Source organism: Flexithrix dorotheae DSM 6795 (assembly GCF_000379765.1).
GTDB classification, from domain to species: Bacteria; Bacteroidota; Bacteroidia; order Cytophagales; family Flammeovirgaceae; genus Flexithrix; species Flexithrix dorotheae.
This window is the reverse complement of record NZ_KB903453.1, coordinates 59,853-84,773: the sequence shown is the minus strand read 5'-3', so window position 1 is coordinate 84,773 and position 24,921 is coordinate 59,853. Positions and strand designations below refer to the sequence as shown.

The window sequence follows — 24,921 nt, the reverse complement described above, 5'->3', positions numbered from 1 at the left end:
ATATATGGCTGTATTAAATGGGGCCTGTTCTACAATTACATCTTTCCAGTTCACATCCAGTTCTTCGGCTACGATCATAGGCAAAGATGTTTTTACATTCTGTCCAAATTCAGGGTTAGGCGCCATAATGGTAACCAGTCCATTTTCTCCGATTTTTAAAAACCCGTTTAGCTTAAACCATTCTTTGGGTAAGGCACGAACTTCTTCAGGGCTACTTCCCTGACAGCCGGATAACAAATTGAACCCAATCACCATTCCACCACCACTAAGTGCCGAAATTTTCAAAAAAGAACGTCTGCCAATTCTGGTTTTAATAGTATTCATTTTGTTGTGGAATTTTAAGGTTATGATTAAGTTTTGGAGATGGATTTAATGGCTTTTTTTATTCGGGTATAAGTACCACACCGACAAATATTACCATTCATAGCTGCCTTAATTTCTTCATCACTGGGATGAGGGTTCTTCTCTAAAAGTGCAGAAGCACTCATAATCTGTCCTGTTTGGCAGTATCCGCATTGAGCCACATCAAGTGCTAACCAGGCTTTTTGCACCGGGTGATCACCGTTTTCTGAAAGACCTTCAATGGTGGTTATGGCCTGATCTCTAACCGCTGAAACCAGCAACTGACACGATCGAACGGCATTCCCATTGAGGTGAATGGTACAAGCCCCACATTGGGCAATTCCGCAGCCATATTTTGTTCCCGCCAAATTGAGATGCTCTCTTAAAACCCAAAGCATTGGAGTTGCCGGGTCAACATCTACCTTATGGTCTTTTCCATTTATATTCAGATTGTAAATAGCCATATTACTGATATTTTTTACAGAAAATTAAACACTCAAATTAATATACAAGGTACGAAAAATTACCACACGGAAATTATGGAAATCAAACTTTTACTTACGAATTTCAAACGACCATACCAAATTAGCTTCTGCAAGGAAATGAGCCATATTCAGGAAATCAATTCGTTCTTGTATTTGCCGGAATTTTAGGATTTTTAATACCGGAGTGGCCAGAAATCATTGGAAGGGGATCACTTAGTATCTCTGTTGATTTACTCAATTCTTTAAGCCCAATTCGCTAAAACTTTAAAAAATATTCAACATGGAATCATCAATGGGAAGAAGAGTTACCGAGATAGAATTACACAGCACTCCTTCAAAATTGGATTAGTTGTCAGATTTTTACTACAATTTTTCCACTGGCTTTGTTGTTCTCCATATAATCATGCGCCTCCACCAATTTGTCCAAGGTAAATACAGTATCTATATTCAATTTGATATTCTCATTTTCCACCTCCTCTATAAACTCTTGTAACAGACTTTTGGAAAGATGCTTTGATTCACCCATATAAACAGTAAGTCTTCCCAGAGAAGGAATGTCCCCCATGGGTGTAAAATCTTTCATTGTCCATTCGTTTCCAAGAATACCTGTCATACAAACCATCCCTTTTGATGCAATGCATTGAAGAGAATCTTTTAAAGTTCTTGTGCCGATGAGTTCAAGCACCTTATTCACCCCATTAGGAAAAATCCCTTTCACCTGATCTTCGACTTTTCCATTATCAAGCACCACATAATCTACTCCATTATCCAGTAATGCCTTTTTTTTATCCGGATTTCTGGTGGATGCAATAACGGTTAATCCTTTTGCCTTTGCAAGCTGGCCAGCGAGCATGCCAATGGAAGATGTACCTCCTCTTATAAGTAAGGATTCTCCTTTTTGAATTTCAAGGGCCTGATTAAGTGAACCTGAAACAGTTTGGAACATTTCTGGAATTGCTCCAAGCGTTTCCCAAGGTAAGTTACTTTTGAAAGGAAATACAATTTCCAAGGGAACCAAAGTAAACTCTGCATAACTTCCATCAAAAAGCCTTCCCATCTCACCCATGATAGCAGCCACCTGTTGTCCTTTCTCGTAAGTGTGGGAAGGATCTTCTTCTACCAAACCCACGCATTCAATACCCTGAATTCTTGGAAATTCAACACCTGGAGAGTCGCCACGTCTGGTGAATAGTTCAGAACGATTTAGTCCAAAGGCTTTCACTTTTAATAGGACCCAACCGGGTTTTGATTTTGGCTTTGGTATTTCTGCTAACTGAATCACTTCCGGGTTTCCCGCTTTCGTTGTAATTGCCGCTTTCATCATTTGTGGATTTGGTGTTCTTATATTGAAGATTTTATTGGCAATAATTCATCTTGCCCTTTATGTTTTAACTTGTTGAATTCTTCCATGCCCTCAAGCTCTTATAAAGTCAATATCCTATTGAAGAAATTGATTTCCTATTGGCCAGTCCTTTTTAAAATTTAATGAGAACAATTTAAGACATTTACTCCTATATAATTCAAAAAAAGTCACAAAAAGCTGCTCCTTATGGAATGGCTTTTTCGCAGGTGACCTCATAAAACAAAAAAGCCATTTCAAATTTAGAAATGGTTTTCTGACGCAGAATAAATAAAGAAAATAGAATACTAATTTTCGAACGCTTCAAAATTAAACCTTCTTCATTTTCTCTGCATGAACAAAAAATGAATTTATGCTTCATTTAGTTCAGTAATAAATTAATAATAGGTTGGAGTTAAGCTTTTTTTAAAACAATAGGTTGTATGGCATACAATGATGTCTTCAAAAATTTCTCCCCAGAAAATACAGGATGATCAAATGACCGTGTTTGGTCTATCCAGATTCCGGGGTTCAGGTTTTATAAATAAAATAAACCAGATAACAACCATTATTCCGCAGGTATAAATTCAAAGGTAAGCGCAGGATATTCCGGATTATTTTTTAAAAAGCTTTTGGGAAGCGTAATGGTAATCGTTTTTCCAGTCTGTTTCCATTTTACATTGGTACCAGAACTCAATAAAACCATTTTCTTACTTTTATCTGGGATGTTTCCCGTCCAGCTGATGGTGGACGGAATTTCTTTCCCCTCTTCCATATTCACCAATGCATACATTTCCCCATTTTTTCCTTTTGTGAAAAAGGTTTTATCATCCTGATAATCAGAGGTAATTCTGGTATTATATATGGCTTTTCCATTTTTATCCATCCAGGCACCAATTTTTTTCATACTTTCCAGGTCCTTTTCTCTTAAAGTTCCATCTGGTTTTGGTCCTATACCCAACAAAAGACTTCCCCCTTTGGCGACCACCTCAATGAGGGAATGGATCACTTTAGTAGTAGATTTGAACTGGTCATTAGGGACATAACCCCAGTTGTTGGCCAGCGGCATACAGCTTTCCCAGGGATGTGGTAATTGGGTTTCCGGAATACTTCGCTCGGGAGTCTGGTAATTCTCATAAGGCCCATGCACCGTTCTGTCCACTACCAGCAATCCAGGTTGGTTTTCTCTGGCCATTGCCGCAATTTTTGGAATATTAATACTTTGATCCCAATCGGGAATGGGGGCTCCCCAACTCAATACTTCCTCATTGATGGTATTTTTAGGTCTGACCCATCCACCATCCAGCCATAAAATATCTATTTTGCCGTAATCCGTCATCAATTCCTTAATCTGCTGGAAACTAAAATCCTTAAATTTTTCCCATCTGGCCGGATGTTTCCGGATATCATAATTCACATTTCTGTTAGGAGTGGCATATTTATCCCACCAAAAATACTGGGAATGCCAGTCGGGCTTGGAAAAATAAGCACCAATCATCATCCCTTCATTTCTAAATGCTTCAAAAACATGTTTAGCGACATTGCTTTTAGGATTAGTGGAGAAAGGACCATCAGAAATTTTAAAATCCGTTTGCCGGGTATCAAACATATTAAACCCATCGTGATGTTTGGTAGTGAATACCAGGTATTTCATTCCGGCTTGATTTGCGGCTTTTGCCCATTGCTCCGGATTAAAATTTACAGGATTAAATGAATCCTTTAATCCCCAATACCAATCCTTATATTGCTGATAAGTCATACTATCTGGTCGGTTGAGCCAATCCTCGGAACACAACTCCCAGGACTCTATCACTCCCGGGACCGCATATAAGCCCCAATGAATGATCATACCAAACTTCAGATCCTGCCATTTATCCAATTTTTCCAAAACTTTTGGATCTTTTGGCCAATCATATTCCTTGGATTGTGGATGGACATTTTCCTCCTGAGCAGTGAGTTGTAATGGAAAAAAAGAAATGAAAAACAGGGAAATCAGCAGTAAATAGCGCATGTGGGTAAATGGTAATTGGTTGTTTGATTCTAAATTGCAATTTTACTAAAAAAGTCCAATATTTTTCACTGTGTGCGCAAACAATTCTTGATATTATGATTCAAATGGTCTTGGATTTGAAAGACCTGGGGCAAAAATCCATTGGAAAGCCAGCGCATAATCTTTAAAAAATTTCACCTCCGAACAAGTATTATTTTTTTGAACAAACTCAACTATTTGTTCCAGGGATAATTGGGTAATAAAATCCTTGCTTTCAATAATGGCAACCTTTTTTACACCTAATTTAGCGCCTAACTCCATAATTCTGGCTGTCCAGGGCTGGAGGTGTACTCCAATGGTGAAATCTTTGTGGGCATGATCTGCAATAATTCGGCTGATTTTTTGAGTAAAAACCAAATGAAAAAGATAAGCTATGGTTAATTTATAATCATCTTCATCCATTCGTGAAGTGGTTCTTTTCCACCGATAATGCAAAAGGGATTTTTCTCTATTTACATGAATGATAACATATTTTTCAGGGTTAAAACATTCCTTGGGAAATAGTACCTTATTGGCGATTTTTCTTTTTTTATTAATCTCCCCACCTCCTCTAAAAATTGATTTCAAACTCATGTTTAAGTATTACAAAAAGTAAAGTATTCAATTAAATTGAATCAAATGTTTGTTCTGTAATACTTCATTTCACCAAATTGGGCTATTTTTTTTTGAAAAATTATTCAATTTGTTTAAAAACTCTTCGGAAGATATCTCAAGACTCTTTTTTTAATGAAAATTTTATTCGTTTTTTTCTCCAAGTTTCTCAATTTTATTTATCCACTTTGCTCTAAATTCATCTTTTGATAGTCTCATCGGTCCAATAGATGTGATTTTTACAGATTTTACCCCAATAAAATTCATAGTCAATTTTTTCATAGCATTATGGCTGGGGCTACTATTAAAATATTTGTAATACCATGGAGGTTGGTCTAATGTACATATTATTCTGGCTGTTTTTCCTTTAAAATATTTATCCCACCACAATGAACCTTCTCTTTTTTTGAAGGCAAATCCAGGGAGAAGAACCCGGTCTAAAAATCCTTTCATAATGGCTGGGACAGATCCCCACCAAACAGGATAAATCCAGACAATATGCGTTGCCCATTTCAATAATTCCTGGCTTTTAATTAAATCTGGTTCCAGTTCGATATGTTTTCGGTAACCATACTGCAGATTCGGATTAAAATCCAAATCCCTGATATTGATTACCCGAACATCTGCACCGGAATTTTCCGCTCCCTTTTGATAGGCATTTGCCAGAGCAAAGTTGAAGCTTTCATAGTCCGGATGTCCCACCACTATTACTATTTGTTTTTTCATTAGTCATTTTTTTCAATTGATGATTTTTTTAACCCTAACAGAATCAGAATTCCTATTGGAAATAGTAAAACCCATTGAGGAGCAAAAATCCAATACCAAATACTACATATTATAAATGGAAGACTAAAAAGGAGATATGTCATACCTATAAACTTCAATACGCCTGAATTTTCTGCTTTTTGACTACTCATCCCGTGTTTAAAAATGATAATGGTAGTATAGAACAAAAAGAGGGTGATCATATGCCACACCCCAAGGAGTTCACCCTTTTGTTGAAGGTTCAAATTGCTTTTAACCATCGGGTTTATTAAATCATTTTGTCCTCCAATTAGGTGAATGAATGCTGTAAGCAGGTTTATTATTCCCGAAATTATTATGTAAGGATTCTTCATTTGTTGATTTTATTTTAAATCCCAAGGTGGATTAAAATCCCAATTATAAGTAAAACCACCCAACCGGGATGCTTCCCTTTTGTAGCTGCCAAAACAAGAAATGCAGATACAAACATACTCCATCCTAGAGGAGATAACTGCAATAGAAAAGTGCGATGATTGAGGAAATTTTCCATCATCCCCATACGTATAAGGATAATTCCTATAGCTATTCCAAAGACAGAAACAATATGCCAGGTAGCCCAAATAATACCCAGTTGACGCGCTTTAAGCCCTGCATCAATTTTTTTGGGAATGAGGTCTCCCTTTTCTCTTTTAGTGTGGAAAATTAAATATTCTCCTAAAACAGAATGAATAAGGCCCAAAATACAGCTTAGCAATCCAGCGGAAATTAACCAATTATTCAGACCATTCTCCATTTTAAAACCTTATCATTTTATGAATCTGTGCTTTGCAATTTTTGTGGGCTTCCTTTTGAATCATTCTTTCATAATGGTTGTCAAAAGTTAGGTCGTCTGGCAGGTTTCCCGCCTGATTTATTTCCTCTAACCCACTAATGATCACAAAGGTCTTGTCTGAAGATTGAAAATCATTTGATATAGATCAAATTCGACTTCTTAAACGACTCAATGTTTCCAGAGTGATTCCAATGTAAGAAGCGATATGGGATAATTGCACACGCTGGTCAATTTTTGGAAAGGATTTGAGCAAGGCAATATATTTTTGTTTTGCAGTAAAAAAACGCATTGAAACTATTCTTTCCTGAAGTTGAAGCATGGTTTTGGCAAATACCACCTTATTGAGTTTTTCAAAATCATGAAATTTATTGCATAGGTCTTCAATATCAGATTTTGATAGCACCAGCAATGTAGAATCCTCTAAAAGCTCAATATAATTTTCGCTCGGCACTTCATAGAAAAAACTGTTAATTGATGAAATAAAGCTATTTTCAAAGGCAAACCAATCAGTCACATCTCTCCCATCTTTGAGATAAAAAGTTCGTGCTCCACCTTTCGCAAGAAAATATGATTTATCACAATATGCACCAGCTTTTACCAGAATTTCACCTTTGCCAAATGTTAATACCTTACTTTTTTGATAAATCTGGATTTTACATTCCTCATTTAAGGGAGAATAAATATCACTTACAATTTCTATGATTTGGGCTTTTTCCATAATTTAAAAATCTGGTGTGACTAGCATGGAGTCTTTCCTCACGAAAGAAAATATTTCGCCTAAATTTAATGAAAAAAGGCAAGTTATTGCCACAGAATTTAATGGGCAAAGGGTAGGTCAGTTTACATCGAAATAAAATTGAAACTGATTATTCACCAGATTTAATTTTCAATAAAAATCAATCAAATTTATGGCTCTTTTTTAAATATTGGAAATTGGAAAGCAGAATCTGATTGTGAGATAAAAATTTGAAATAATATTTACCAACTAAAAGGCCTGTAAATTCATAATCAACTGTTTGGACCCTGCATAAAAAGGGACTCTCTGATGATGCCATTCCGGCTGGATTTCCAGAATTCTTTCACTGCCATTAATAGCCATTCCATTCGCCTGTTCCGCAATCAAAGCCAATGCATTGCATTCATATACCAATCTTAATTTACCCGACTCGTATTTTTGGGTTGAAGGATATAAATAAATTCCCCCCTTCAACAGGTTCCGGTGAAAATCTCCCACTAATGAACCCACATATCTGGTATTCATGTCTTTCTTTTTACAGGATTTTAAGAAAGCCCTGATGTTTTTGGGAAAGGAATCTTTTTGTTTTTCATTTATGGAATAGTAATCGCCCCATTCTGGTTGAATGATATTTTGATGAGATAAAAAGTATTCACCTAATGAAGGTTCATAGGTGAATCCATTTACCCCATAACCGGTAGTATACACCAACATGGTGGAAGATCCATAAAGAATATATCCGGCCGCTACCTGATTAATGCCCGGCTGCAGAAAATCCTTATCGGAAAAGGGGCCTCCAACTTCTGAAACCCGTTTGTAAATTGAGAAAATAGTCCCTACAGAAACATTCACATCAATATTTGAAGATCCATCCAATGGATCAATAGCGATTACGTATTTGGCTTCATTTCGTCCCGTCTCAATTATTCCTTCCCGCTCTTCAGAAAGGATGGCACAAACCTGTTGTCCGTTTACAAGAGCCCTGATAAATCTCACATCAGCTATCACATCCAGCATTCTTTGTTTTTCCCCCTGCACATTTTCTTCATCCGTTAACCCTTCAATACCACTTAAACCCGCCCGGTTGATTTCCCTACTGATGATCTTTGAAGCCAGAACAATGTCCCTGAGTAACTGAGATAATTCTCCGGTTGCATGCGGAAATTCATTTTGCCTTTGAAGGATAAACCGATCAATTGTTGTTCCCAAAGGGTGGGTCAATGATTTTAAATTTGCTTTAGATTTCGGCTCGTACATAATAATTGGTTTAGACTTAAGCTATAAAGTTTTTCCTAATCCTGAGGAAGTGCAGCCTGCGCAGCTGCCAGCCTAGCTTTAGGAATTCTAAAAGGAGAACAAGAAACATAATCAATATCCAGAGTATTAAAAAAGTGAACAGACGCTTCATCGCCACCTTGTTCACCACATACACCAATCTTTAAAAGCGGATTTGTCTTTTTCCCTTTTTCAATCGCTATTTTTATCAATTCACCTACCCCTTCCTGATCTAATTGCTGAAAAGGGTCTGCTTTAAGTACTTTCAGTTCTTTATATTTTTTGATGAAAATTCCAGCATCATCCCGGCTATAACCCAGGGTCATTTGAGTAAGGTCATTAGTACCAAAAGAAAAATAATCCGCATGGGACGCCACTTTATCAGCCACCATGCATGCCCTTGGCACTTCAATCATGGTTCCTATTTTTACTTTTCCTAATTTTTCGCTGGGATCCAAATCAATTAAAACGCCCTCCGCCAGGGATTTTAGTCTGGATAATTCGGTTTCATTTCCCACTAAAGGAATCATAATTTCTGGCACTGGAGTAAATTGATCTTCTTCCTGAACTTCAAGCGCAGCAGAAATAATGGCCTGTACCTGCATCTCATAAATTTCGGGATAGATTAATCCTAACCTACACCCCCTTAATCCCATCATCGGATTTACTTCCATCAAAGCCTCTGTTACTTTCTCTATTTCCTCTAAAGAGATATTTAATACTTTGGCCATTTCTTCCATTTCCGGTTTGCTTTTAGGCAAAAACTCATGTAGTGGAGGATCGAGTAGCCTGATATTTACCGGTAAATCTCTCATCACCCTGAATATACCCTTAAAATCATTTTTCTGATGAGGGTATAATTTATTAAGGGCAAATTTTCTGTTTGAATTTGTTTTTGCAAGGATCATTTCCCTGATATCTGAAATCCTGTTGCCATCAAAAAACATGTGTTCTGTTCTACACAGACCAATCCCTTTTGCTCCAAATTCCAAAGCTTTTTGCGCATCGGTTGGTGAATCTGCATTGGCAAGCACAGATAATCTGCTAAATTTATCGGCCCAACTCATTATCTTTTCAAAATCAGCATTTAAGATACTGGAAATGGTCTCAATTTTTCCCTGATACACATGTCCGGTACTTCCATCAATGGAGAGAAAATCTCCTTCTTTAAACATCAAACCTCCTAAATTAGCCGTACGGTTTAGTTCATTTATTTCTAGATGAGTACAACCTGAAACACAACACTTACCCATTCCTCTTGCTACTACTGCAGCATGACTGGTCATCCCTCCTCTAGCGGTCAATATTCCGTTGGAGGAAATCATGCCCTGAATATCTTCAGGAGAAGTTTCCATTCTTACCAAAATGACCTCCTTCCCTTCAGCTTTTGCTTTTTCAGCAGTCTTGGCGTCAAAGAATATTTGCCCTGTTGCAGCTCCCGGGCTGGCAGGAAGACCAGTAGCTAATACCTCGGCTGCCTGTAGCTTTTCCTGATCAAAAACAGGGTGAAGAAGTTGATCAATTTGGTTAGGATCGAGTTGTTTTATTGCCCCTTTCTCATCCAAGATACCCTCTTCTACAAAATCTATGGCTATTTTAACTGCTGCAGAGGCAGACCTTTTACCATTTCTGGTCTGAAGCAGATAGAATTTTCCCATTTCAATAGTAAACTCTATGTCCTGCATATTGGAATAATGTGCTTCGAGTAACTGGGAAGCCTTAAGCAGCTCATCATAAACTGGTTTGTCTATTTTCTCCAACTCTGATATGGCTTTTGGTGTTCTAATACCTGCCACCACATCTTCTCCCTGAGCATTCATTAAAAATTCCCCATAGAGTTTTTTTTCACCTGAGGAAGGATTTCTGGTGAATACTACTCCGGTTCCGGATGAGTCACCCATATTACCAAATACCATCATTTGCACATTTACGGCAGTGCCAACTTCATCTGGTATATTATTAATTTTTCTGTAAATTTTAGCCCGCTCATTATTCCAGGATTTAAATACCGCTTCAATCGCTGAATAGAGCTGCTCTTTTGGTGATTGAGGAAATTCCTTTCCACTTTCATTTAAAACCACCTGTTTGTAGGAAGAAATAATTTCATTTAGGTGGTTTTCCATTAAATCCTGGTCATCTTTCAGATGATACTTTTCCTTACAATCTTCAAGGATAGACTCAAACAAATACATGGGAATTTCCAAAACCACATTGCTGTACATCTGAATAAACCTTCGGTAACAATCCAAAGCAAATCGCCCGGATTTTGTACTTTCTGCAATAGATTTTACATTGTGATCATTGAGCCCCAGGTTCAATATGGTATCCATCATTCCGGGCATGGAAAATACTGCACCTGATCGTACTGATACCAAAAGACATGGAGATCCGTCAAATCGTTTATTCACTTTTTGCTCCAGTTGATGAACTGACTCATCAATTTGCTTCCTAATGGAATCTGAAATGGTATTGTTATTTTCAAAATACTGGTTACAAGCTTCGGTACTAATGGTAAAGCCTGCAGGCACGGGTAGGCCAATTTGGGTCATTTCGGCAAGATTAGCTCCTTTACCACCCAATAAATGCCGCATGTTTTTATTTCCTTCTGAGAATGTGTAGATATATTGTTTCATATTAGATAGTTTGATTTGACCTTTACTAGTTTCATTATTATCTCGGCAGTTTCTTCCACTGCCTTGTTGGTAATATCGATAATGGGGCATCCCACTTTTTTCATGATACTTTGGGCAAATTCCAGTTCTTCAATAATGGTATTCAGGTCCGCATAAGTGTTATCGGTATATAATCCCATAGCGGTATTTCGCTCTTCCCGGATTTCATTAAGCCGCTCGGGATGGATGGTAAGCCCAATCACTTTTTTTGATGAAACCTCAAACAAATATTTTGGTACATTTGCCACCGATACAAGAGGAATATTGACCACAAAATAGTTATGGTAGGCCAGGTAAATGCTCAAAGGTGTTTTTGATGTTCTGGAAACTCCTATTAAAATAATATCTGCCTTCTGTAGTGCACTCAGGCTTTTCCCATCATCATTGTTAATAGCAAATTCTATTGCCTGAATCCGCCTGAAATAATCATCATTTAATTCCCATGACTGAAATGGCTGGTAAACCGGAGAAACTTTAAATGCTTTACCTAAAGCCTTTACCGCAGGTGATAGAATATCAATGCATTCAATATTATAGTCCAGCCCTTTTATGATGAATACATCCCTCACTTCAACCAAAATGCTGGAAAATACAATAAGGGAATTTTTGTTTTCCCTGGCCAAATTCACCACTTCCAAAGCCTTTGCAGATGTTTTAACATTAGGAATTTTAACCATTTCAAAATTACATCCTTTGAAATGGGAAGAAGCTAATCTTATAATTGATTCCGGTGCAAGAAAACTCAAAGAATCAGAAACAACATATATTTTGACATCCGGCATAAAATCCCATTGGTTTGTCTGGTGAAAATTTGGATCAGATTATTCAAATTTGAATTAAATCTGGCTGTGAATCAAGGGTTAATTGTGCATGCCTGTGCACAATTAAACTTTGGGTTAAAAAATGATTGGTGATTATTTAAACGGTATATTCGGATTAAAGTTGGGCTATTGCCTACTCAACGAGCTAAGGAAAATAAACAGGATTTTGATGGAAATTGGCGGTAATGAAAAACACTTCCAGAGGAAATTAATTAACTCTGAAACAACAAATTTTACCTCATTGCCATAATTTTCCTCCATCAGAAAATAAGGAAACCCTATTCCTTAATAGGGGAATAAATTGCCTGGATTGAATTGTAACCTGCTGAAGGAAAGGTTTTGAAAAACCAACCCATTCAATTACATTTATTTTTGAGAACTTTTGAAAAGTTTGTACCTTGAGAATACCTACAGTAAAAAGATAAACTAAAATGAAGATAAGTAAACCAGAGGTTTCCAATAAAAAATCTTTTTACCTTCAAACCTCAAATCATCATAATAAAAAAGGTGATTATAAAAATCTTTCCGATCAGGATCTTTGGAATTGTTTTGTTTCAGGGGATGAAGGAGCATTCGTCTTAATTTACCAAAATTATGTGGATACCCTTTTTAATTATGGCCTTCAGTATACCAAGGACGAAAACCTTTTAAAAGATACCTTACAGGATTTTTTCATCTACCTGAGGGAAAAAAGCAGTAGACTTTCCCCTACAAATTCTATTAAATTTTATTTGCTAAAATCATTCAAAAGAAGGCTGCTCCAAAATTTAAATTCCCTAAAAAAGAAAAATAAGATGGAGGAAGTTTTTATGAATGAAGAGCTTTTCAAATTTGAACTGTCTTATGAAACCAAACTGATTGACAGACAATTTACAAATCATCAGTTAGATGCCTTAAATGCCGCCATAAAAAAACTTTCGGCTAAGGAAAAAGAAGTGATTTACCTTTTCTTTTTTGAAAACCTAACCTACCGGGAAATTTCTGAAATCCAGGGATATTTACATATCTCTTCTGCGCGAAGGCTTGTTTATAAGGCACTTGATCAATTACGGTTAAATCTCAAAATGATGTTGTTTTTATTATTCGTTTTTCATGAATTTAACCGACTATTTAAAAACTAAAACCATTAAACTCTAACCCCTTCTGTTTCTGATTTTTAAGGAATCATAAAAAAATAAGTCACTGATAATAAGACCTTTATTGCTTTATTTCTAAAAAATCAGATTTTTTTTGGTATCATTTTCTGAAATGAGCTCTTTTTATTGTTGAAACACTACTATTAAAAATCAATGAAGTAAATAGGGGTTTTGAAATAAGTTTTTCAAACTGTAAAAAAATGAGGAAAAATTTTATTGAACTTTCCACGGATGAAGCGTTTAAAAGTTGGGTTCTTGCTCCTAATGAGGAAAAGAATGTCTTTTGGGAAAAGCGTTTGAAAAATGACCCTGAATTGGCCAGTGAAGCCAAAAAAGCGAAAGAAATAATTTTAAGGCTAAAATTTAAACAAAAGCCCCTGGATGAAGAATCGAAGGATAAAATCCTGGATTTTGTCATTCAAAATTCAAATAGGTCAAATCAGGATGATTTTGGTTTTCCCCAAAGAGGATGGGGAAATCGTAAATTGTTTATTTTAAAACTTGTAGCTTCAGTGGCGCTTATTCTGGGGTGTTTCTATGTGTATAATACTTTTCAGCCCAAACAGAAGCCTTCAGATATTAAAAAAGTAAGCTCTCTAATAGAAAAAAAGATACCCAAAGGTCAAAAAAACACTTTTACCCTCTCGGATGGCTCCAAGGTAAAAGTAAATTCATATTCAAAAATAAAATTTGAAAGTTCTTTTCTCCATACCCAGGAAAGAAAGGTTTACCTGGAGGGAGAAGCATTTTTTGAAGTAGTCAGAAATGAAGCAAAACCATTTAAAGTAATTACCAAAAATGCTGAAATAAAAGTCCTTGGAACTTCCTTTGATGTCAGGTCTTACCCTGATCATAACAAGGAGTACATTGCTGTTGCTACTGGAAAAGTTGAAGTAACTTCAGGGGCTGAGGCAGTCTATTTACAACCTGGAGAGATGGCGGTTTTAGAAAATGGAAAGCTTACAGTTTCAGCTTATGATTTAGAGGAAATGCTGGGTTGGGAATCGGGCATCTTGTTTTACAAGGAGGCTTCTTTCGAAAAAATTCTTCAAAAATTAGAATTCTGGTATGGAGTAGAATTTGAAATTTCCGGTACAAAACCGGAATTGACCAGGTACTCAGGGAATTATAAAAATCAATCCCTGAAAACTATTCTGGAAGGCTTAAGTTTTGCCGCTGGATTTGACTATAAAATTCAGGATAAAAAAGTGAAAATAATTTTTAAATAAAAAAGCTAAATGAAAATGAAAGAACATACTGGATAATCCACAACAAAAAACCCTGAATACATAAGCTTGCCGGCACTGTAATTCAGGGATTTGTCTAGAATTATTATCTAACTCTAATACCTAAAAATATGAAATTGAAATTACTTAGACAAGTTTTAATTATGTCGAGATATCTAATTTTTGGCATTTTTCTACAGTGCTTTTTGTCAAGTATGGCTATTCCAAAAGATGGCTATGGCCAAAAAAGCATTGAAGATGTTTACATTTCCCTAAAAGCCACTAATAAAAAGCTGGAAACTATTTTAGTAAAAATTGAGGAAAAGAGTGAGTTTAGGTTTGCCTATTTTAAAGGAGCCATTGACACAAATATGAAGTTGGATCTTTACGCAGAAAATGAATCCCTTGCACAAATCCTGCGGCAAATTTCCAAAAAAACAAATCTTCATTTTAAACGAGTAAATGAAAATATTCACATCAGTAAAGGGGAAGAAAAAACCAAAATCATAGAGGAATTTACCTCAGATTTCTTTCAATCCACGATTTCAGGGAAGATTACTTCAGCAGAAGACAATGAACCTTTACCTGGCGTAAGTATAATTGTAAAAGGCACCACGAATGGGACTGTTACAGATGTGGATGGTTCTTACACCATAAAAGCCGATGATACGGCAGTATTGCAATACAGTTACATAGGTTTTACCACTCAGGAAATTCAGGTAGGTAACCAAAGTGTGATTGATGTAGCTTTAAAACCAGATTCCGAGCAGTTGGAAGAAGTGGTGGTAATTGGTTATGGTACCCAAAAGAAAAGTGACCTGACCGGGGCAGTAGGTTCAGTATCATCTAAAAAGCTTCAAGAACGTCCCACCTCCTCCTTAACCCAGTCCTTATCAGGAAGGATCGCAGGAGCAAATGTTAGTCAGAATTCTGGAAGACCAGGGGGAAAGGCCAAAATCCGAATACGGGGCAATACTTCGGTAAGTTTGGATAACAGTCCTTTATATGTAGTAGACGGTGTTATATTAGTCACCGAAGGACTACAGAACAATACTTCACCAATTGACTATATCAATCCAAATGATATTGCTTCCGTGGAAGTACTTAAAGATGCTTCGGCCACTGCAATTTATGGTTCAAGAGCTGCCAACGGAGTTATTTTGATCACTACAAAAAGAGGCAGCAAAAGTGGTGGCACAGTAAGTTATGACAACTATTTTAGTTTAGGAGAGCTGGCCAAAAAGGTGGAAGTTTTAAATTCCGAGCAATTCCTAATGATTGAAGATGTGGCTTATCAGAATGCAGAAAAATATGATCCTGTAGGCTTTGCCAATGGAAAGTTTACCGATCCTGTATTAAAAAGGACAGATCCTTTATTATTTGATGCTAATGGCAAGCCATTATACGATACCGACTGGCAGGATGAAGTCACAAAGAAAGCATTTTCCCAAAATCATCAAATATCCTTCACAGGAGGAAGTGAGAAAGGAAGTTTTGGCGCCTTTTTAGGTTATACTGGTGAAGAGGGAATTATGAAGGAATCCTGGCTTAAGCGTTATTCCGGAAGGTTTGTGTTTGATACCAATATCAAAAAATGGCTGAAAGTAGGAGGAAGTCTTAGTTATAATAATCAGAAAGAGCGAATCATTCATGATTCTTGGGTGGGAAGGAACATGATTGAGAACATTCCTATAGTTCCTGTAAAATACCCTGATGGTACTTGGGCGAGTAATGCAGATTATCCAGGAATGGAAGGTGGTCCTAACCCTGTTCGTGTTGGGGAGGAATATCAGAATTATCTGCAAACCAATAGTGTAATCGGAAATGTCTTTGCGAATATTAATCTTGCGAAAGGTCTGGAATTCAGGTCGTCTATAGGGGTGAACAATATAGGGCAAAAAAGAAGCGAATATGCCGGACGTGAACTCAATTTTATAGGTACTCCCACAAATGGCTATGCTAGTCTAACCTCAAATGAGTATTTATCCTGGCAATTTGAAAACTACCTAACCTACAATAAGACATTTTCGGAAATTCACAATTTAACTGCTATGGTCGGGGCTTCCTGGCAGCATACTGATATTTCCAACTTCAGTACGCGAACGCAGGATTATTCTGACGATTTTTTCAGTTTTAATAATTTGGCTGCTGGTGCGGTGGTTGTACCTCCCTCTTCAAGCGCAAATGCCTACGGATTTAACTCCTATTTTGGCAGGATAAATTATGGACTACATGGCAAATATTTATTAACCGTTACCGGGAGGGTAGACGGTTCATCCAAATTCGGAGAAAATAATAAATATGCATTCTTTCCTTCTGCCGCATTGGCCTGGAGAATGTCAGAAGAAGAGTTTTTGTCTGGTTCCAATCTAATCTCCGACCTTAAATTACGTGCAAGTTATGGAGAAACAGGAAACTCAGGAATCCCCGCCTATGGAGCACTTGCAGGATTGGCTACCTATTCCTATGTATTTGACGGAACGCTGGTAACCGGAATTGGTAAAGGCACATTGGCCAATTCTGATCTGCAATGGGAAAGAACCATTCAAGTCGATGCAGGAGTGGAAATTGGGTTCTTCAATGGGAGGCTTTCTCTAGAAGCAGATGTTTACCGGAAGTTGACTTCTGATATGCTTTTGAATGCTCCGGTCCCTCAAAGTAGTGGTTATGCTACTGTTTTTAGAAATATAGGCAGCATGGAAAACAAGGGAATAGAGCTTTCTTTAAATACTGTAAACATTGAAAAAGAGCATTTTACATGGGAGACGATGTTTAATATTGCTACGAATAAAAACGAAGTGATAGCCCTGACGGGAGGAAGTGATATCTTTCAGGGAAAAACAGTAATTCGTGAAGGCGAACCAGTCAACTCATTTTTCGCCTGGATTAATTTAGGCACTTTCGGAACTGATGAAGAAGATTTAGCCAAAAGTTTCAACCGCTTACCTGGTGATATAAAAAGGAAAGATGTCAACGGAGATGGGGCAATCAATAATGCGGATAAAGTTATTGTAGGAAATGGGTTACCAAAAGGATACGGTAGTTTTATCAATACAATCAACTACAAGAATTTCGAATTTTCATTGGATTTGCAATTCACCTATGGAAATGATATTATGTATATCACCACGCGTCCTCAGGAAAATCGTCAGGGGATTGCCAACAGCCTGGCAACAGTTTTAAATGCATGGACTCCAGAAAACCAGGATACAGAAATTGCCCAATGGAGACCTGTTTCTGCCGGGTATGACAATTTCGATACTTCTCATATGATCCAGGATGGTTCTTTTATTAGAGGCAGGAACCTATTATTTGCCTATAACTTTTCTCCCGACCTGATTGACAAATTAAACCTTCAAAGGTTGAGACTATATGCCTCTCTTCAAAATTTCTTTGTCCTTACTGATTATCAAGGTTATGACCCAGAGGTTCAAACCTCTAATACGGCATTTGGTCAGGGAGAAGTGAACTTTCAGCAGTATCCAAGACCAAGAGTATATATGGTTGGATTGAATGTAACATTTTAAATTAAAATATGAAAAATATGAAAAATATGAAAATTAATATAAAAATCCTGATCATAGGCGCTTTGATGTTTTTAACAGGCAGTTGTAAAGATTTCCTGGACGAAATAGATCCCTCAAATATTACTGAAGATAGTTATTACCAGTCCGCAGAACATGCGCGCATTGGTGTAAATTCCGCCTATTCCGCCTTAAAAGCAATTCGTGGCGGAGCCTATGGGGGTGGTCCCTGGCTAATGGTAGAATTTGCAACAGGTTTAGCAGAATCTGATTTAGGACAGGCTGAAAATAGCAATATTATCAGGAACCTGATTAATAATGCAGACAATGCATATGGAATTTCACATTGGAACTCCAATTATGAGGGTATAGCCAATGCCAATCTGGCTATTTCCAAAATCCCGGATATTCAAATGCCGGAAATCCTTAAAAATAGTTTATTGGGTGAAGCTAAATTTTTAAGGGCTCACTATTATTTTCAATTGGTCAGGTTGTTTGGTAGTGTGCCTTTAATTCTGGAACCCATTGATTTAGCTTCTGAAGATCTTTATGCCTCAGGGGCTCCCGTGGAGGAAATTTTCACCCAGATTGTAAAGGACCTGACAGAAGCAGAAAATTCCGGATTACCTTTCAATGATAACTCAGGGAAAGTAACCATGGGTGCAATTAAAACTTTATTGTCTAGTGTATATCTTACCATGGCAGGCTATCCTTTGGAAAAAGGAGCGCCTTATTATTCGCTAGCTGCAGAAAAGGCCAAAGAAGTAATTGATAAAGGCGAGTATAGTTTGTTTGAAAGCTACGATGATTTGCATGATCCGGCTATGAATAATATTGGTGAAAATATTTTTATGGTTCAATATTTAGCAGGGACTGCTCCTTCAAACTGGCAACCCCATATTATCCCCTATAACATGAATATTTCCGCATATTCTGATCAGACGGGAGCAATTTATGCCAATCAAAACTTTATAGCCTCTTATGAATCAGGAGATAAAAGAATAGAAGAAAAATCCTTTTATTACACCACATTTACTTCGAAATTTGACCGAACGGAAACTATCAATTTAGGAGGCTTTTTTCTTTATAAACATTTTGATGTGGAGGCTAATCTTTTTACGGCCAGTAGTGCCCTTAATTGGTCATTGTACAGGTATGCCGAGTTATTATTGATTTATGCTGAAGCATCAAACGAAACCTCTGAAGGTGCTACCGCATTGGCGTATCAGGGATTAAATGAAATTAGAACCCGGGCAGGATTAACACCTTATTCAGGTCTCTCTAAGGAAGAATTTAGAGAGGCGGTTTGGAGGGAAAAATGGCATGAATTAAGTTATGAAGGTGTAACCTGGTTTGATATGGTGAGGACCAGAAAAGTATTTAATGTGACCTCAGGAGATTTTGATGACTTTGTTGGACATCAATTCGTTTATGGCCCCACACTGTCTTCCAGAGAGTTATTATTTCCTATACCTACAAGCGAAGTACAAAATAATCCAAATCTGAAACAGAATCCAGGATACTAATTGGTTTGGAAAAAGTTAAAATTAAAATGAGCTGTTTATTTTTAAGCAGCTCATTCTTTCTTTCAAATAGCATTGTAAATGAGCCAAAAAATGAAGAAGAGATTGATTTATTTTACACTCCCTACTTAATGAAAATAAATATGCAGAAATCGATGTTTTTTTACGTAATCGAACGATCCAGATGAATATAACCCCCATCTACTATTTGCCATTGGCCTGTAGTATGTGCACTCCGTTCAGATAAAAGAAAAACGGTAGCAGCAGCAATATCTTCAGGGACTGTCATTCTTTTTTCAAGGGGAATTTTAGAAACAATCTGGTCCAATTTATCCTGTGAATTTTCAAAGGTATTAAGCCATTTTTCATATAGCGGAGTCATTACCTCAGCGGGTATAACTGCATTTACCCGTATGCCAAAGGATAATAATTCAACTGCCCATTCCCTGGTAAGGGCTAATAATGCCCCTTTACTTGCCGCATATCCTGAAGTTCCACCCTGACCCGTTAATGCCGTTTTAGAACTTATATTCACTATTGAACCTTTGGTAACTTTTAAATAATCAATGGCATAATGAACTAAATCATAACAATGGGTCAAATTAGTCAGCATGGATTTTTTAAAGGCATTAGGATTTCCATTAATCAAACCTATGCTGTCATTTGCACCTGCATTGTTTACAATGCCATCGATTCTTCCAAAAGTTAAAATGGTATGCTGAATGATATCCCTGCAAATATCTTCAACACCAAGTTCTTTCACAATCACCAGACTTTCACCTCCTTTTTCCCTGATCAAACGAGAAAGTTTTTCGGCTGCTTCAGCCGCTCTCCCCACAATTACCGGAATAGCACCTTCATTTACTAATTCCAAAGAAATAGCTTTTCCAATTCCTTCCGCACCCCCTGTAACTATAAAAACCTTGTTTTTAAGTTTTAAATCCATTTCAATTAAGAATAAGCTTTAACTTTCTGCCTGGATTCACCCAATCCTTCTATTCCCAATTCTATAATATCCCCATCTTTAAGATAAAATGGCGGATTGAAACCAAAACCCACTCCTTCCGGTGTTCCTGTAGAAATGATATCCCCAGGCATTAGACTCATGTATTGAGAAAGGTAAGCAATGACATATTGGATGTTGAAAATAAAATCGCTGGTATTTCCATCCTGCATTTTTTTACCATTTAAGGTCAACCAAAGCCTCAGGTTATTAGGATCAGCCACTTCCTCTTTGGTGACTAAATAAGGCCCCATTGGCGCAAAAGTATCGCAGCTTTTTCCCTTCACCCATTGACCACCTTTTTCAATTTGAAATTCACGTTCACTTACATCATTATGCAGGATATAACCTGCCACATGATCCATTGCTTCTTCCTCAGAGATATAATTAGCCCTTTTGCCTATTACCACAGCCAATTCCACTTCCCAGTCAGTTTTTTGGCTGTTTTTAGGGATAATAATATTGTCATATGGACCAATTAAAGAGGAGGTTGCCTTAAAGAAAACTACGGGTTCCTTAGGCACTTCCATCCCACTTTCAGCGGCATGTTTTCTGTAATTAAGTCCAATACATATAATTTTACCTGGCCGTTTTACAGGCTCTCCTAATCTGACATCATTTGCAATTCTGGCTGCAGTATTAATATCAAATTTGTTTTTCAGGTCTTCAATGCCATTTTTGGAAAAAAAGTCCTCATCATAATCCCAAACAATATTGCTTGTATCATACCTGACCCCTTCTATTTCAATTCCGGGATGTTCATTCCCGGGCTCTCCGTATCTGATTAGTTTCATTTCTTAATTGTTTAGTGTGATAAATCCTCCATCAATTGGGAAATCTGTTCCAGTAATAAATGATGCCTCATTTGAACATAAATACAGGGCTAAAGCCCCAATTTCGGCTGGCTTACCCATTCTGCCAATGGGTTGTGTCTTTGAAAGCTTCTCCAGCATTTCCGGTTCATTTCCAGGATAATTGGCTTTCAAAAATCCATCTACGAATGGCGTATGTACCCGACCTGGTGAAATACTATTACATCTTATATTTTGGGCTAAATAATCCTTAGCGACTGAAAGGGTCATGGCATGCACAGCTCCTTTACTCATGGAATAGGCAAACCGATCGGGAATACCTACATGAGCTGCTACAGAGGACATATTAATTATTGATCCACCATTTCTCATCAATTTCACTCCGGCCTTAAGGCAATTAAACACACCTTTTACATTTACATTAAGGATTTTATCGAAATCATCTGTAGAAGTATTTTCCACCTTCCCGATATGAGCTATACCTGCATTGTTAATCAGGATATCCAAAGGAGTGTCTCCTGTGGCCAAATCAAATGCCTTTTGAACACTTTCCGGATCTGAAATGTCACAAGAGATTCCCGTGGCTATTCCTCCCGTTGTTTCAATTTCCGATACTACCCCAGCCATGTTTTGTTCATTTAAATCCAGTATGACCACCTGAGCCCCGTTTTCAGCCAGTGCCAATGCAATGGATCGTCCTATTCCACTTCCTCCGCCAGTAACAACCGCAAGTTTCCCGCTTAAATCAAATTTTGACATAAATGTTTTTTTAAGTTTTGAGTATTTTTATTTTTAAATGAAAGTCTACTGAGAATTAAAGGAATACCCCTCTTTTACATGGAATGAAATCATTTTGATCAAGTTTCATGGCCTTGGTTTCATCCCCACTTGCTTCCTTTACATAATTAGCGGTTCCCACCTTTCCATCCTCCCTATGATACCCATTGAAAGCTCGGGTTTTCCATTTACCTAACATTCTCATTTTGATTTTACATAATTAGGTATAATTGATAATCATTTCCAGTAATCGCCATTTTAGTTGCTGTGCACAGGTGTGTATATTATCTTTGAGTGAATATGTTTTACAGATTTAATACATTTAATCTCACTTAATTAGAAGTGGGATATGACCTTAAAACAAGATATCTAATAGTGAAAAATTGAATTATACGCTGGCAAAGGATTATGGGTAAATATGTAACGATCACAGAAATCGCACTCCAGTTGGGTATCTCACATTCTACCGTTTCACGAGCCCTGAATGATAACCCCAGAATAAGCGAGAAAACAAAAGAAAAGGTAAGGCGATTAGCAGAAGAATTGGGGTATTTTTCGAATTCAATGGCAAACCTTCTTTCAAAAGGGCAAAGTAAAATTGTAGGGGTTATCGTACCCGATATTACCATAAATTTTTTCGCAAAGGTAATTAAAGGCATACAGGATACACTGCAAAAGGAAGGGTATTCGATATTTCTTTTTAATACAGGAGAATCACTGGAGAAGGAGAAAGAGGCCATTAATACCTGTTTAAAGCATCGGGTAGATGGTGTTTTGGCTGCAATTTCAATCCAAACCCAAAAATTCAACCATTTTGAAAAGTTACTCAAATATGAGGTCCCTCTAGTATTTTACGATCGGGTAGCCAATTTTTTACCAGTACCAAAAATCATTGCCAATGATTACCGGGCAGCCTATAATGCCACCAAATACCTCATTGATTTAGGCTGCAAATGTATCGCACACATTACGGGAAGTATCAACCTAAACAATAGCAATAACCGTCTGTATGGATACATAGATGCACTTACAGATCATGAGATAGAAGTGGATGAAACTTTAATTTTTTATTATGAATTTCAAGCCAATACGATAGAAACTTTTTTGCAAAAAATTATTCAATCAAATCCCCATTTAGATGGTCTTTTTGTTTTTAATGACTATGCCGCCAATTATGCTATAAATGTACTTACCAAAATGGGGAAAAAAATTCCAGAAGATATTTCCGTTTTTGGTTTTTCTGATGAGCCAGTCGCCACTTATATGACCCCTCAATTGTCTACGGTAAAACAAATTGCCACCAAAATGGGCCAATTGGCGGCTGAAAAAATGCTATCCGTTTTAAATCGGAATGAATCGCTGTTGAATGAGAAAATTATTATCGATCCGGAACTAATCATTAGAGAAACTACCCGGAAAATGTAATGCTTTATTTTTAATTTTATCCTGCTTATTTTGAAAACTATTAAACAGGAAAGAAACTATTCCCTTGAAGTATCCTCCACTTCCGAATAATCCTAATGGTTTGCTTCATTAATGCTTTCACTTTTTTTGAATTTCTTTTGTGCCCAGGGAATCTTCCGATCAAATAAGGTGATGTATTGCCGATAATTATTATAATTGACGGCCTCTTTTTTCCAATGGGCAAGTTCTGTATCGTATCTGGTGCGCATTGCATTAAGCATCGTCTCTGCCTGCGGATCTTCAGCAAGATTTTTCATCTCCAAAGGATCGTTTGCTAAATTGTATAATTCTTCAGTTGGTTTCATTTCAGTATCTCCATACCACCAATAGGTATATTTCCAATCCCTGGTGATACAAGTAAGGCTTTGGGTGGGCACCACTCCCCAGGTATTGATAAAAGCTAACTGTTCATGTATTTCCTGGTTTGTGTTTTCAATAAGTGGCACCAGACTTTTGCCATCCACATTTTCGGGAATGGGTACTCCCGCCAGATCGAGAATGGTTGGTGCAAAATCAATATTCCCTGTAAGTGCTGCACATTCCCTTTTTTTACCGGCATGAGCACTCCGTGGATCATAAATCATTAAGGGTGCTCGTGATGATTCTTCCATGGGAAGTACCTTCGAAGCAAAACCGTGAGCCCCACAAATATATCCATTGTCACTAGTGTAAATAATAACCGTATTATCTGCAATTCCCTGAGCCTCAAGCTCCTCTATTATCATCCCTACGGCTACATCTATGGCATAAATAAGTTGATAATAATTTGCCATGACTTCATCATAATCAGTGGAATATTCCCATTCATGAAATCTTTTATATTGCCTGCCTTGCTTACTTTGTTTTGACATATGTGCCCCTGCTACTCGGCCATAATTTGCAGGTTTGGTAAAGGTCTTGCCTGCATAAACATGATCAAATTTAGGATCTGGTAATATAGGGCGATGTGGAGCTTTGAAGCTAATAGATATACAAAATGGTTTATCCTGTTGGACAGCTTCGCGAATCACATCCTGGCCAAAAGCTCCATAGGAAAGGGTAGAGTGGGGAAATTCCTTAGCATATTTGGCCATAGAACTATTTTTCTTGGTGGCATAGAAAGTCTGACCAGGACCTCCCCCCCACATATCAAAATCACTTTCACATAGGCCGAGTCCTTCTACCTCAAAACCAAATTTCCCGGCAAAAGCGGTAAAATAACCCGCTTCACGTAGTAGCACAGGATAAGACTTTTGCCAAACTTCTGGTTTCATATCTCCATGATCGAAGTTTGTTCCTGTTTTATACTCATACATACCTGTCATCGCATTTGCCCGACTTGCCATACAAATGGCTGTGGTATTGTAATGCCTTGTAAATATAATTCCCTGATCACCAATTTTGTCCATATTTGGAGTGGAAACTTCTCCATTACCATAACATCCAACAGAACCCACATTCTGATCATCAGCCATGAGGTAAATGATATTCGGCTTTTGTCCAAAGCCCTCTATATACAGGCAGACAAACAGGGTTAAAATAATTGATAATTGTTTCATAAGCTTCAGTGCTCCATACCGGGTACTCTAT

21 protein-coding genes and 1 pseudogene are annotated in these 24,921 nt (G+C 37.3%); 5 read left to right on the top strand and 17 right to left on the bottom strand.

Annotated elements, in window-relative coordinates:
• The 12 genes and pseudogenes from A3EM_RS0122160 to A3EM_RS0122085 form a co-directional block, all read right to left on the bottom strand.
• Positions 1 to 324 (bottom strand): annotated as a pseudogene (locus A3EM_RS0122160) (xanthine dehydrogenase family protein molybdopterin-binding subunit); the annotation flags it as partial.
• Positions 325 to 350: 26 nt separating this feature from the next.
• Positions 351 to 806 carry a (2Fe-2S)-binding protein gene (locus A3EM_RS0122155; protein WP_020530445.1) on the bottom strand — a complete coding sequence of 152 codons (456 nt, stop codon included), beginning with the start codon at positions 804 to 806 and terminating at the stop codon, positions 351 to 353.
• 373 nt (positions 807 to 1,179) lie between these two features.
• Positions 1,180 to 2,151 carry a zinc-binding alcohol dehydrogenase family protein gene (locus tag A3EM_RS0122150; protein WP_245576537.1) on the bottom strand — a complete coding sequence of 324 codons (972 nt, stop codon included), beginning with the start codon at positions 2,149 to 2,151 and terminating at the stop codon, positions 1,180 to 1,182.
• A 583-nt stretch (positions 2,152 to 2,734) separates the two neighbouring features.
• On the bottom strand, positions 2,735 to 4,177 hold the full coding sequence (locus A3EM_RS0122135) for an alpha-L-fucosidase (RefSeq protein ID WP_020530441.1): 1,443 nt from the start codon (positions 4,175 to 4,177) through the stop codon (positions 2,735 to 2,737).
• Between the two features lie 93 nt (positions 4,178 to 4,270).
• The gene (locus tag A3EM_RS0122130; protein ID WP_020530440.1) at positions 4,271 to 4,789 is read right to left on the bottom strand and encodes a hypothetical protein; all 519 of its coding nucleotides are present in this window, start codon (positions 4,787 to 4,789) and stop codon (positions 4,271 to 4,273) included.
• 162 nt (positions 4,790 to 4,951) lie between these two features.
• Positions 4,952 to 5,533, bottom strand: a complete 582-nt coding sequence (locus A3EM_RS0122125; RefSeq protein WP_020530439.1) for an NAD(P)H-dependent oxidoreductase — start codon at positions 5,531 to 5,533, stop codon at positions 4,952 to 4,954.
• The gene (locus tag A3EM_RS0122120) at positions 5,533 to 5,925 is read right to left on the bottom strand and encodes a hypothetical protein (RefSeq protein ID WP_020530438.1); all 393 of its coding nucleotides are present in this window, start codon (positions 5,923 to 5,925) and stop codon (positions 5,533 to 5,535) included. Before A3EM_RS0122120 ends, A3EM_RS0122125 begins: the two co-directional genes overlap by 1 nt.
• A 14-nt stretch (positions 5,926 to 5,939) precedes the next feature.
• Entirely contained in the window at positions 5,940 to 6,344 is a 405-nt protein-coding gene (locus A3EM_RS0122115) for a hypothetical protein (protein ID WP_020530437.1), read from the bottom strand.
• 184 nt (positions 6,345 to 6,528) lie between these two features.
• Entirely contained in the window at positions 6,529 to 7,101 is a 573-nt protein-coding gene (locus A3EM_RS0122105) for a Crp/Fnr family transcriptional regulator (protein ID WP_020530435.1), read from the bottom strand.
• Between the two features lie 267 nt (positions 7,102 to 7,368).
• Positions 7,369 to 8,376 carry a class 1 fructose-bisphosphatase gene (gene fbp, locus A3EM_RS0122095; RefSeq protein WP_020530433.1) on the bottom strand — a complete coding sequence of 336 codons (1,008 nt, stop codon included), beginning with the start codon at positions 8,374 to 8,376 and terminating at the stop codon, positions 7,369 to 7,371.
• A 35-nt stretch (positions 8,377 to 8,411) separates the two neighbouring features.
• On the bottom strand, positions 8,412 to 11,027 hold the full coding sequence (ppdK, locus tag A3EM_RS0122090) for a pyruvate, phosphate dikinase (protein ID WP_026210514.1): 2,616 nt from the start codon (positions 11,025 to 11,027) through the stop codon (positions 8,412 to 8,414).
• Positions 11,024 to 11,848: a pyruvate, water dikinase regulatory protein gene (locus tag A3EM_RS0122085; protein WP_020530431.1), complete on the bottom strand. Its 825-nt coding sequence runs from the start codon at positions 11,846 to 11,848 to the stop codon at positions 11,024 to 11,026. The genes ppdK and A3EM_RS0122085 overlap by 4 nt, the downstream gene beginning before the upstream one ends.
• A gap of 470 nt (positions 11,849 to 12,318) precedes the next feature.
• On the opposite strand from A3EM_RS0122085, the gene A3EM_RS43330 reads away from it, so the two are divergent.
• The 4 genes from A3EM_RS43330 (at position 12,319) to A3EM_RS0122060 (ending at position 19,299) form a co-directional block, all read left to right on the top strand.
• The gene (locus A3EM_RS43330; protein WP_020530429.1) at positions 12,319 to 13,008 is read left to right on the top strand and encodes an RNA polymerase sigma factor; all 690 of its coding nucleotides are present in this window, start codon (positions 12,319 to 12,321) and stop codon (positions 13,006 to 13,008) included.
• A 215-nt stretch (positions 13,009 to 13,223) separates the two neighbouring features.
• Positions 13,224 to 14,252 (top strand): FecR family protein, encoded by a 1,029-nt coding sequence (locus A3EM_RS0122070; RefSeq protein WP_020530428.1) that lies wholly within the window; start codon positions 13,224 to 13,226, stop codon positions 14,250 to 14,252.
• Positions 14,253 to 14,380: 128 nt separating this feature from the next.
• On the top strand, positions 14,381 to 17,776 hold the full coding sequence (locus A3EM_RS0122065; RefSeq protein ID WP_245576536.1) for a SusC/RagA family TonB-linked outer membrane protein: 3,396 nt from the start codon (positions 14,381 to 14,383) through the stop codon (positions 17,774 to 17,776).
• A gap of 8 nt (positions 17,777 to 17,784) precedes the next feature.
• A complete protein-coding gene (locus tag A3EM_RS0122060; RefSeq protein WP_020530426.1) occupies positions 17,785 to 19,299 on the top strand; it encodes a RagB/SusD family nutrient uptake outer membrane protein in 1,515 nt (504 codons plus the stop codon).
• 160 nt (positions 19,300 to 19,459) lie between these two features.
• On the opposite strand, the gene A3EM_RS0122055 is transcribed toward A3EM_RS0122060, so the two are convergent.
• Genes A3EM_RS0122055 through A3EM_RS47685 form a run of 4 tightly spaced genes read right to left on the bottom strand, consistent with a single transcriptional unit; the run spans position 19,460 to position 22,093 of the window.
• On the bottom strand, positions 19,460 to 20,242 hold the full coding sequence (locus A3EM_RS0122055) for an L-fucose dehydrogenase (protein WP_020530425.1): 783 nt from the start codon (positions 20,240 to 20,242) through the stop codon (positions 19,460 to 19,462).
• A gap of 5 nt (positions 20,243 to 20,247) precedes the next feature.
• Positions 20,248 to 21,093, bottom strand: coding sequence for a fumarylacetoacetate hydrolase family protein (locus A3EM_RS0122050; RefSeq protein WP_020530424.1), 846 nt, complete (start codon positions 21,091 to 21,093; stop codon positions 20,248 to 20,250).
• A 3-nt stretch (positions 21,094 to 21,096) separates the two neighbouring features.
• On the bottom strand, positions 21,097 to 21,870 hold the full coding sequence (locus A3EM_RS0122045; RefSeq protein ID WP_020530423.1) for an SDR family NAD(P)-dependent oxidoreductase: 774 nt from the start codon (positions 21,868 to 21,870) through the stop codon (positions 21,097 to 21,099).
• Between the two features lie 55 nt (positions 21,871 to 21,925).
• On the bottom strand, positions 21,926 to 22,093 hold the full coding sequence (locus A3EM_RS47685; RefSeq protein WP_157638023.1) for a hypothetical protein: 168 nt from the start codon (positions 22,091 to 22,093) through the stop codon (positions 21,926 to 21,928).
• A gap of 203 nt (positions 22,094 to 22,296) precedes the next feature.
• Here A3EM_RS47685 and A3EM_RS0122035 point away from each other — a divergent pair, with 203 nt between their 5' ends.
• The gene (locus A3EM_RS0122035; protein ID WP_020530421.1) at positions 22,297 to 23,313 is read left to right on the top strand and encodes a LacI family DNA-binding transcriptional regulator; all 1,017 of its coding nucleotides are present in this window, start codon (positions 22,297 to 22,299) and stop codon (positions 23,311 to 23,313) included.
• Between the two features lie 92 nt (positions 23,314 to 23,405).
• Here A3EM_RS0122035 and A3EM_RS0122030 read toward each other — a convergent pair whose 3' ends face one another.
• Positions 23,406 to 24,890, bottom strand: a complete 1,485-nt coding sequence (locus A3EM_RS0122030) for a sulfatase family protein (protein WP_026210512.1) — start codon at positions 24,888 to 24,890, stop codon at positions 23,406 to 23,408.
• Positions 24,891 to 24,921: the final 31 nt, after the last annotated feature.

Bases quoted from the DNA above. Each gene is read 5' to 3' on its own strand.
- fbp (WP_020530433.1), bottom strand. From the start codon at position 8,376: ATGTACGAGCCGAAATCTAAAGCAAATTTAAAATCATTGACCCACCCT.
- A3EM_RS47685 (WP_157638023.1), bottom strand. From the start codon at position 22,093: ATGAGAATGTTAGGTAAATGGAAAACCCGAGCTTTCAATGGGTATCAT.
- A3EM_RS0122045 (WP_020530423.1), bottom strand. From the start codon at position 21,870: ATGTCAAAATTTGATTTAAGCGGGAAACTTGCGGTTGTTACTGGCGGA.
- A3EM_RS0122150 (WP_245576537.1), bottom strand. From the start codon at position 2,151: ATGATGAAAGCGGCAATTACAACGAAAGCGGGAAACCCGGAAGTGATT.
- A3EM_RS0122115 (WP_020530437.1), bottom strand. From the start codon at position 6,344: ATGGAGAATGGTCTGAATAATTGGTTAATTTCCGCTGGATTGCTAAGC.
- A3EM_RS0122085 (WP_020530431.1), bottom strand. From the start codon at position 11,848: ATGCCGGATGTCAAAATATATGTTGTTTCTGATTCTTTGAGTTTTCTT.
- A3EM_RS0122070 (WP_020530428.1), top strand. From the start codon at position 13,224: ATGAGGAAAAATTTTATTGAACTTTCCACGGATGAAGCGTTTAAAAGT.
- A3EM_RS0122030 (WP_026210512.1), bottom strand. From the start codon at position 24,890: ATGAAACAATTATCAATTATTTTAACCCTGTTTGTCTGCCTGTATATA.
- ppdK (WP_026210514.1), bottom strand. From the start codon at position 11,027: ATGAAACAATATATCTACACATTCTCAGAAGGAAATAAAAACATGCGG.
- A3EM_RS0122055 (WP_020530425.1), bottom strand. From the start codon at position 20,242: ATGGATTTAAAACTTAAAAACAAGGTTTTTATAGTTACAGGGGGTGCG.
- A3EM_RS0122050 (WP_020530424.1), bottom strand. From the start codon at position 21,093: ATGAAACTAATCAGATACGGAGAGCCCGGGAATGAACATCCCGGAATT.
- A3EM_RS0122105 (WP_020530435.1), bottom strand. From the start codon at position 7,101: ATGGAAAAAGCCCAAATCATAGAAATTGTAAGTGATATTTATTCTCCC.
- A3EM_RS0122155 (WP_020530445.1), bottom strand. From the start codon at position 806: ATGGCTATTTACAATCTGAATATAAATGGAAAAGACCATAAGGTAGAT.
- A3EM_RS0122060 (WP_020530426.1), top strand. From the start codon at position 17,785: ATGAAAAATATGAAAAATATGAAAATTAATATAAAAATCCTGATCATA.
- A3EM_RS0122125 (WP_020530439.1), bottom strand. From the start codon at position 5,533: ATGAAAAAACAAATAGTAATAGTGGTGGGACATCCGGACTATGAAAGC.
- A3EM_RS0122065 (WP_245576536.1), top strand. From the start codon at position 14,381: ATGAAATTGAAATTACTTAGACAAGTTTTAATTATGTCGAGATATCTA.
- A3EM_RS0122135 (WP_020530441.1), bottom strand. From the start codon at position 4,177: ATGCGCTATTTACTGCTGATTTCCCTGTTTTTCATTTCTTTTTTTCCA.
- A3EM_RS0122130 (WP_020530440.1), bottom strand. From the start codon at position 4,789: ATGAGTTTGAAATCAATTTTTAGAGGAGGTGGGGAGATTAATAAAAAA.
- A3EM_RS0122035 (WP_020530421.1), top strand. From the start codon at position 22,297: ATGGGTAAATATGTAACGATCACAGAAATCGCACTCCAGTTGGGTATC.
- A3EM_RS43330 (WP_020530429.1), top strand. From the start codon at position 12,319: ATGAAGATAAGTAAACCAGAGGTTTCCAATAAAAAATCTTTTTACCTT.
- A3EM_RS0122120 (WP_020530438.1), bottom strand. From the start codon at position 5,925: ATGAAGAATCCTTACATAATAATTTCGGGAATAATAAACCTGCTTACA.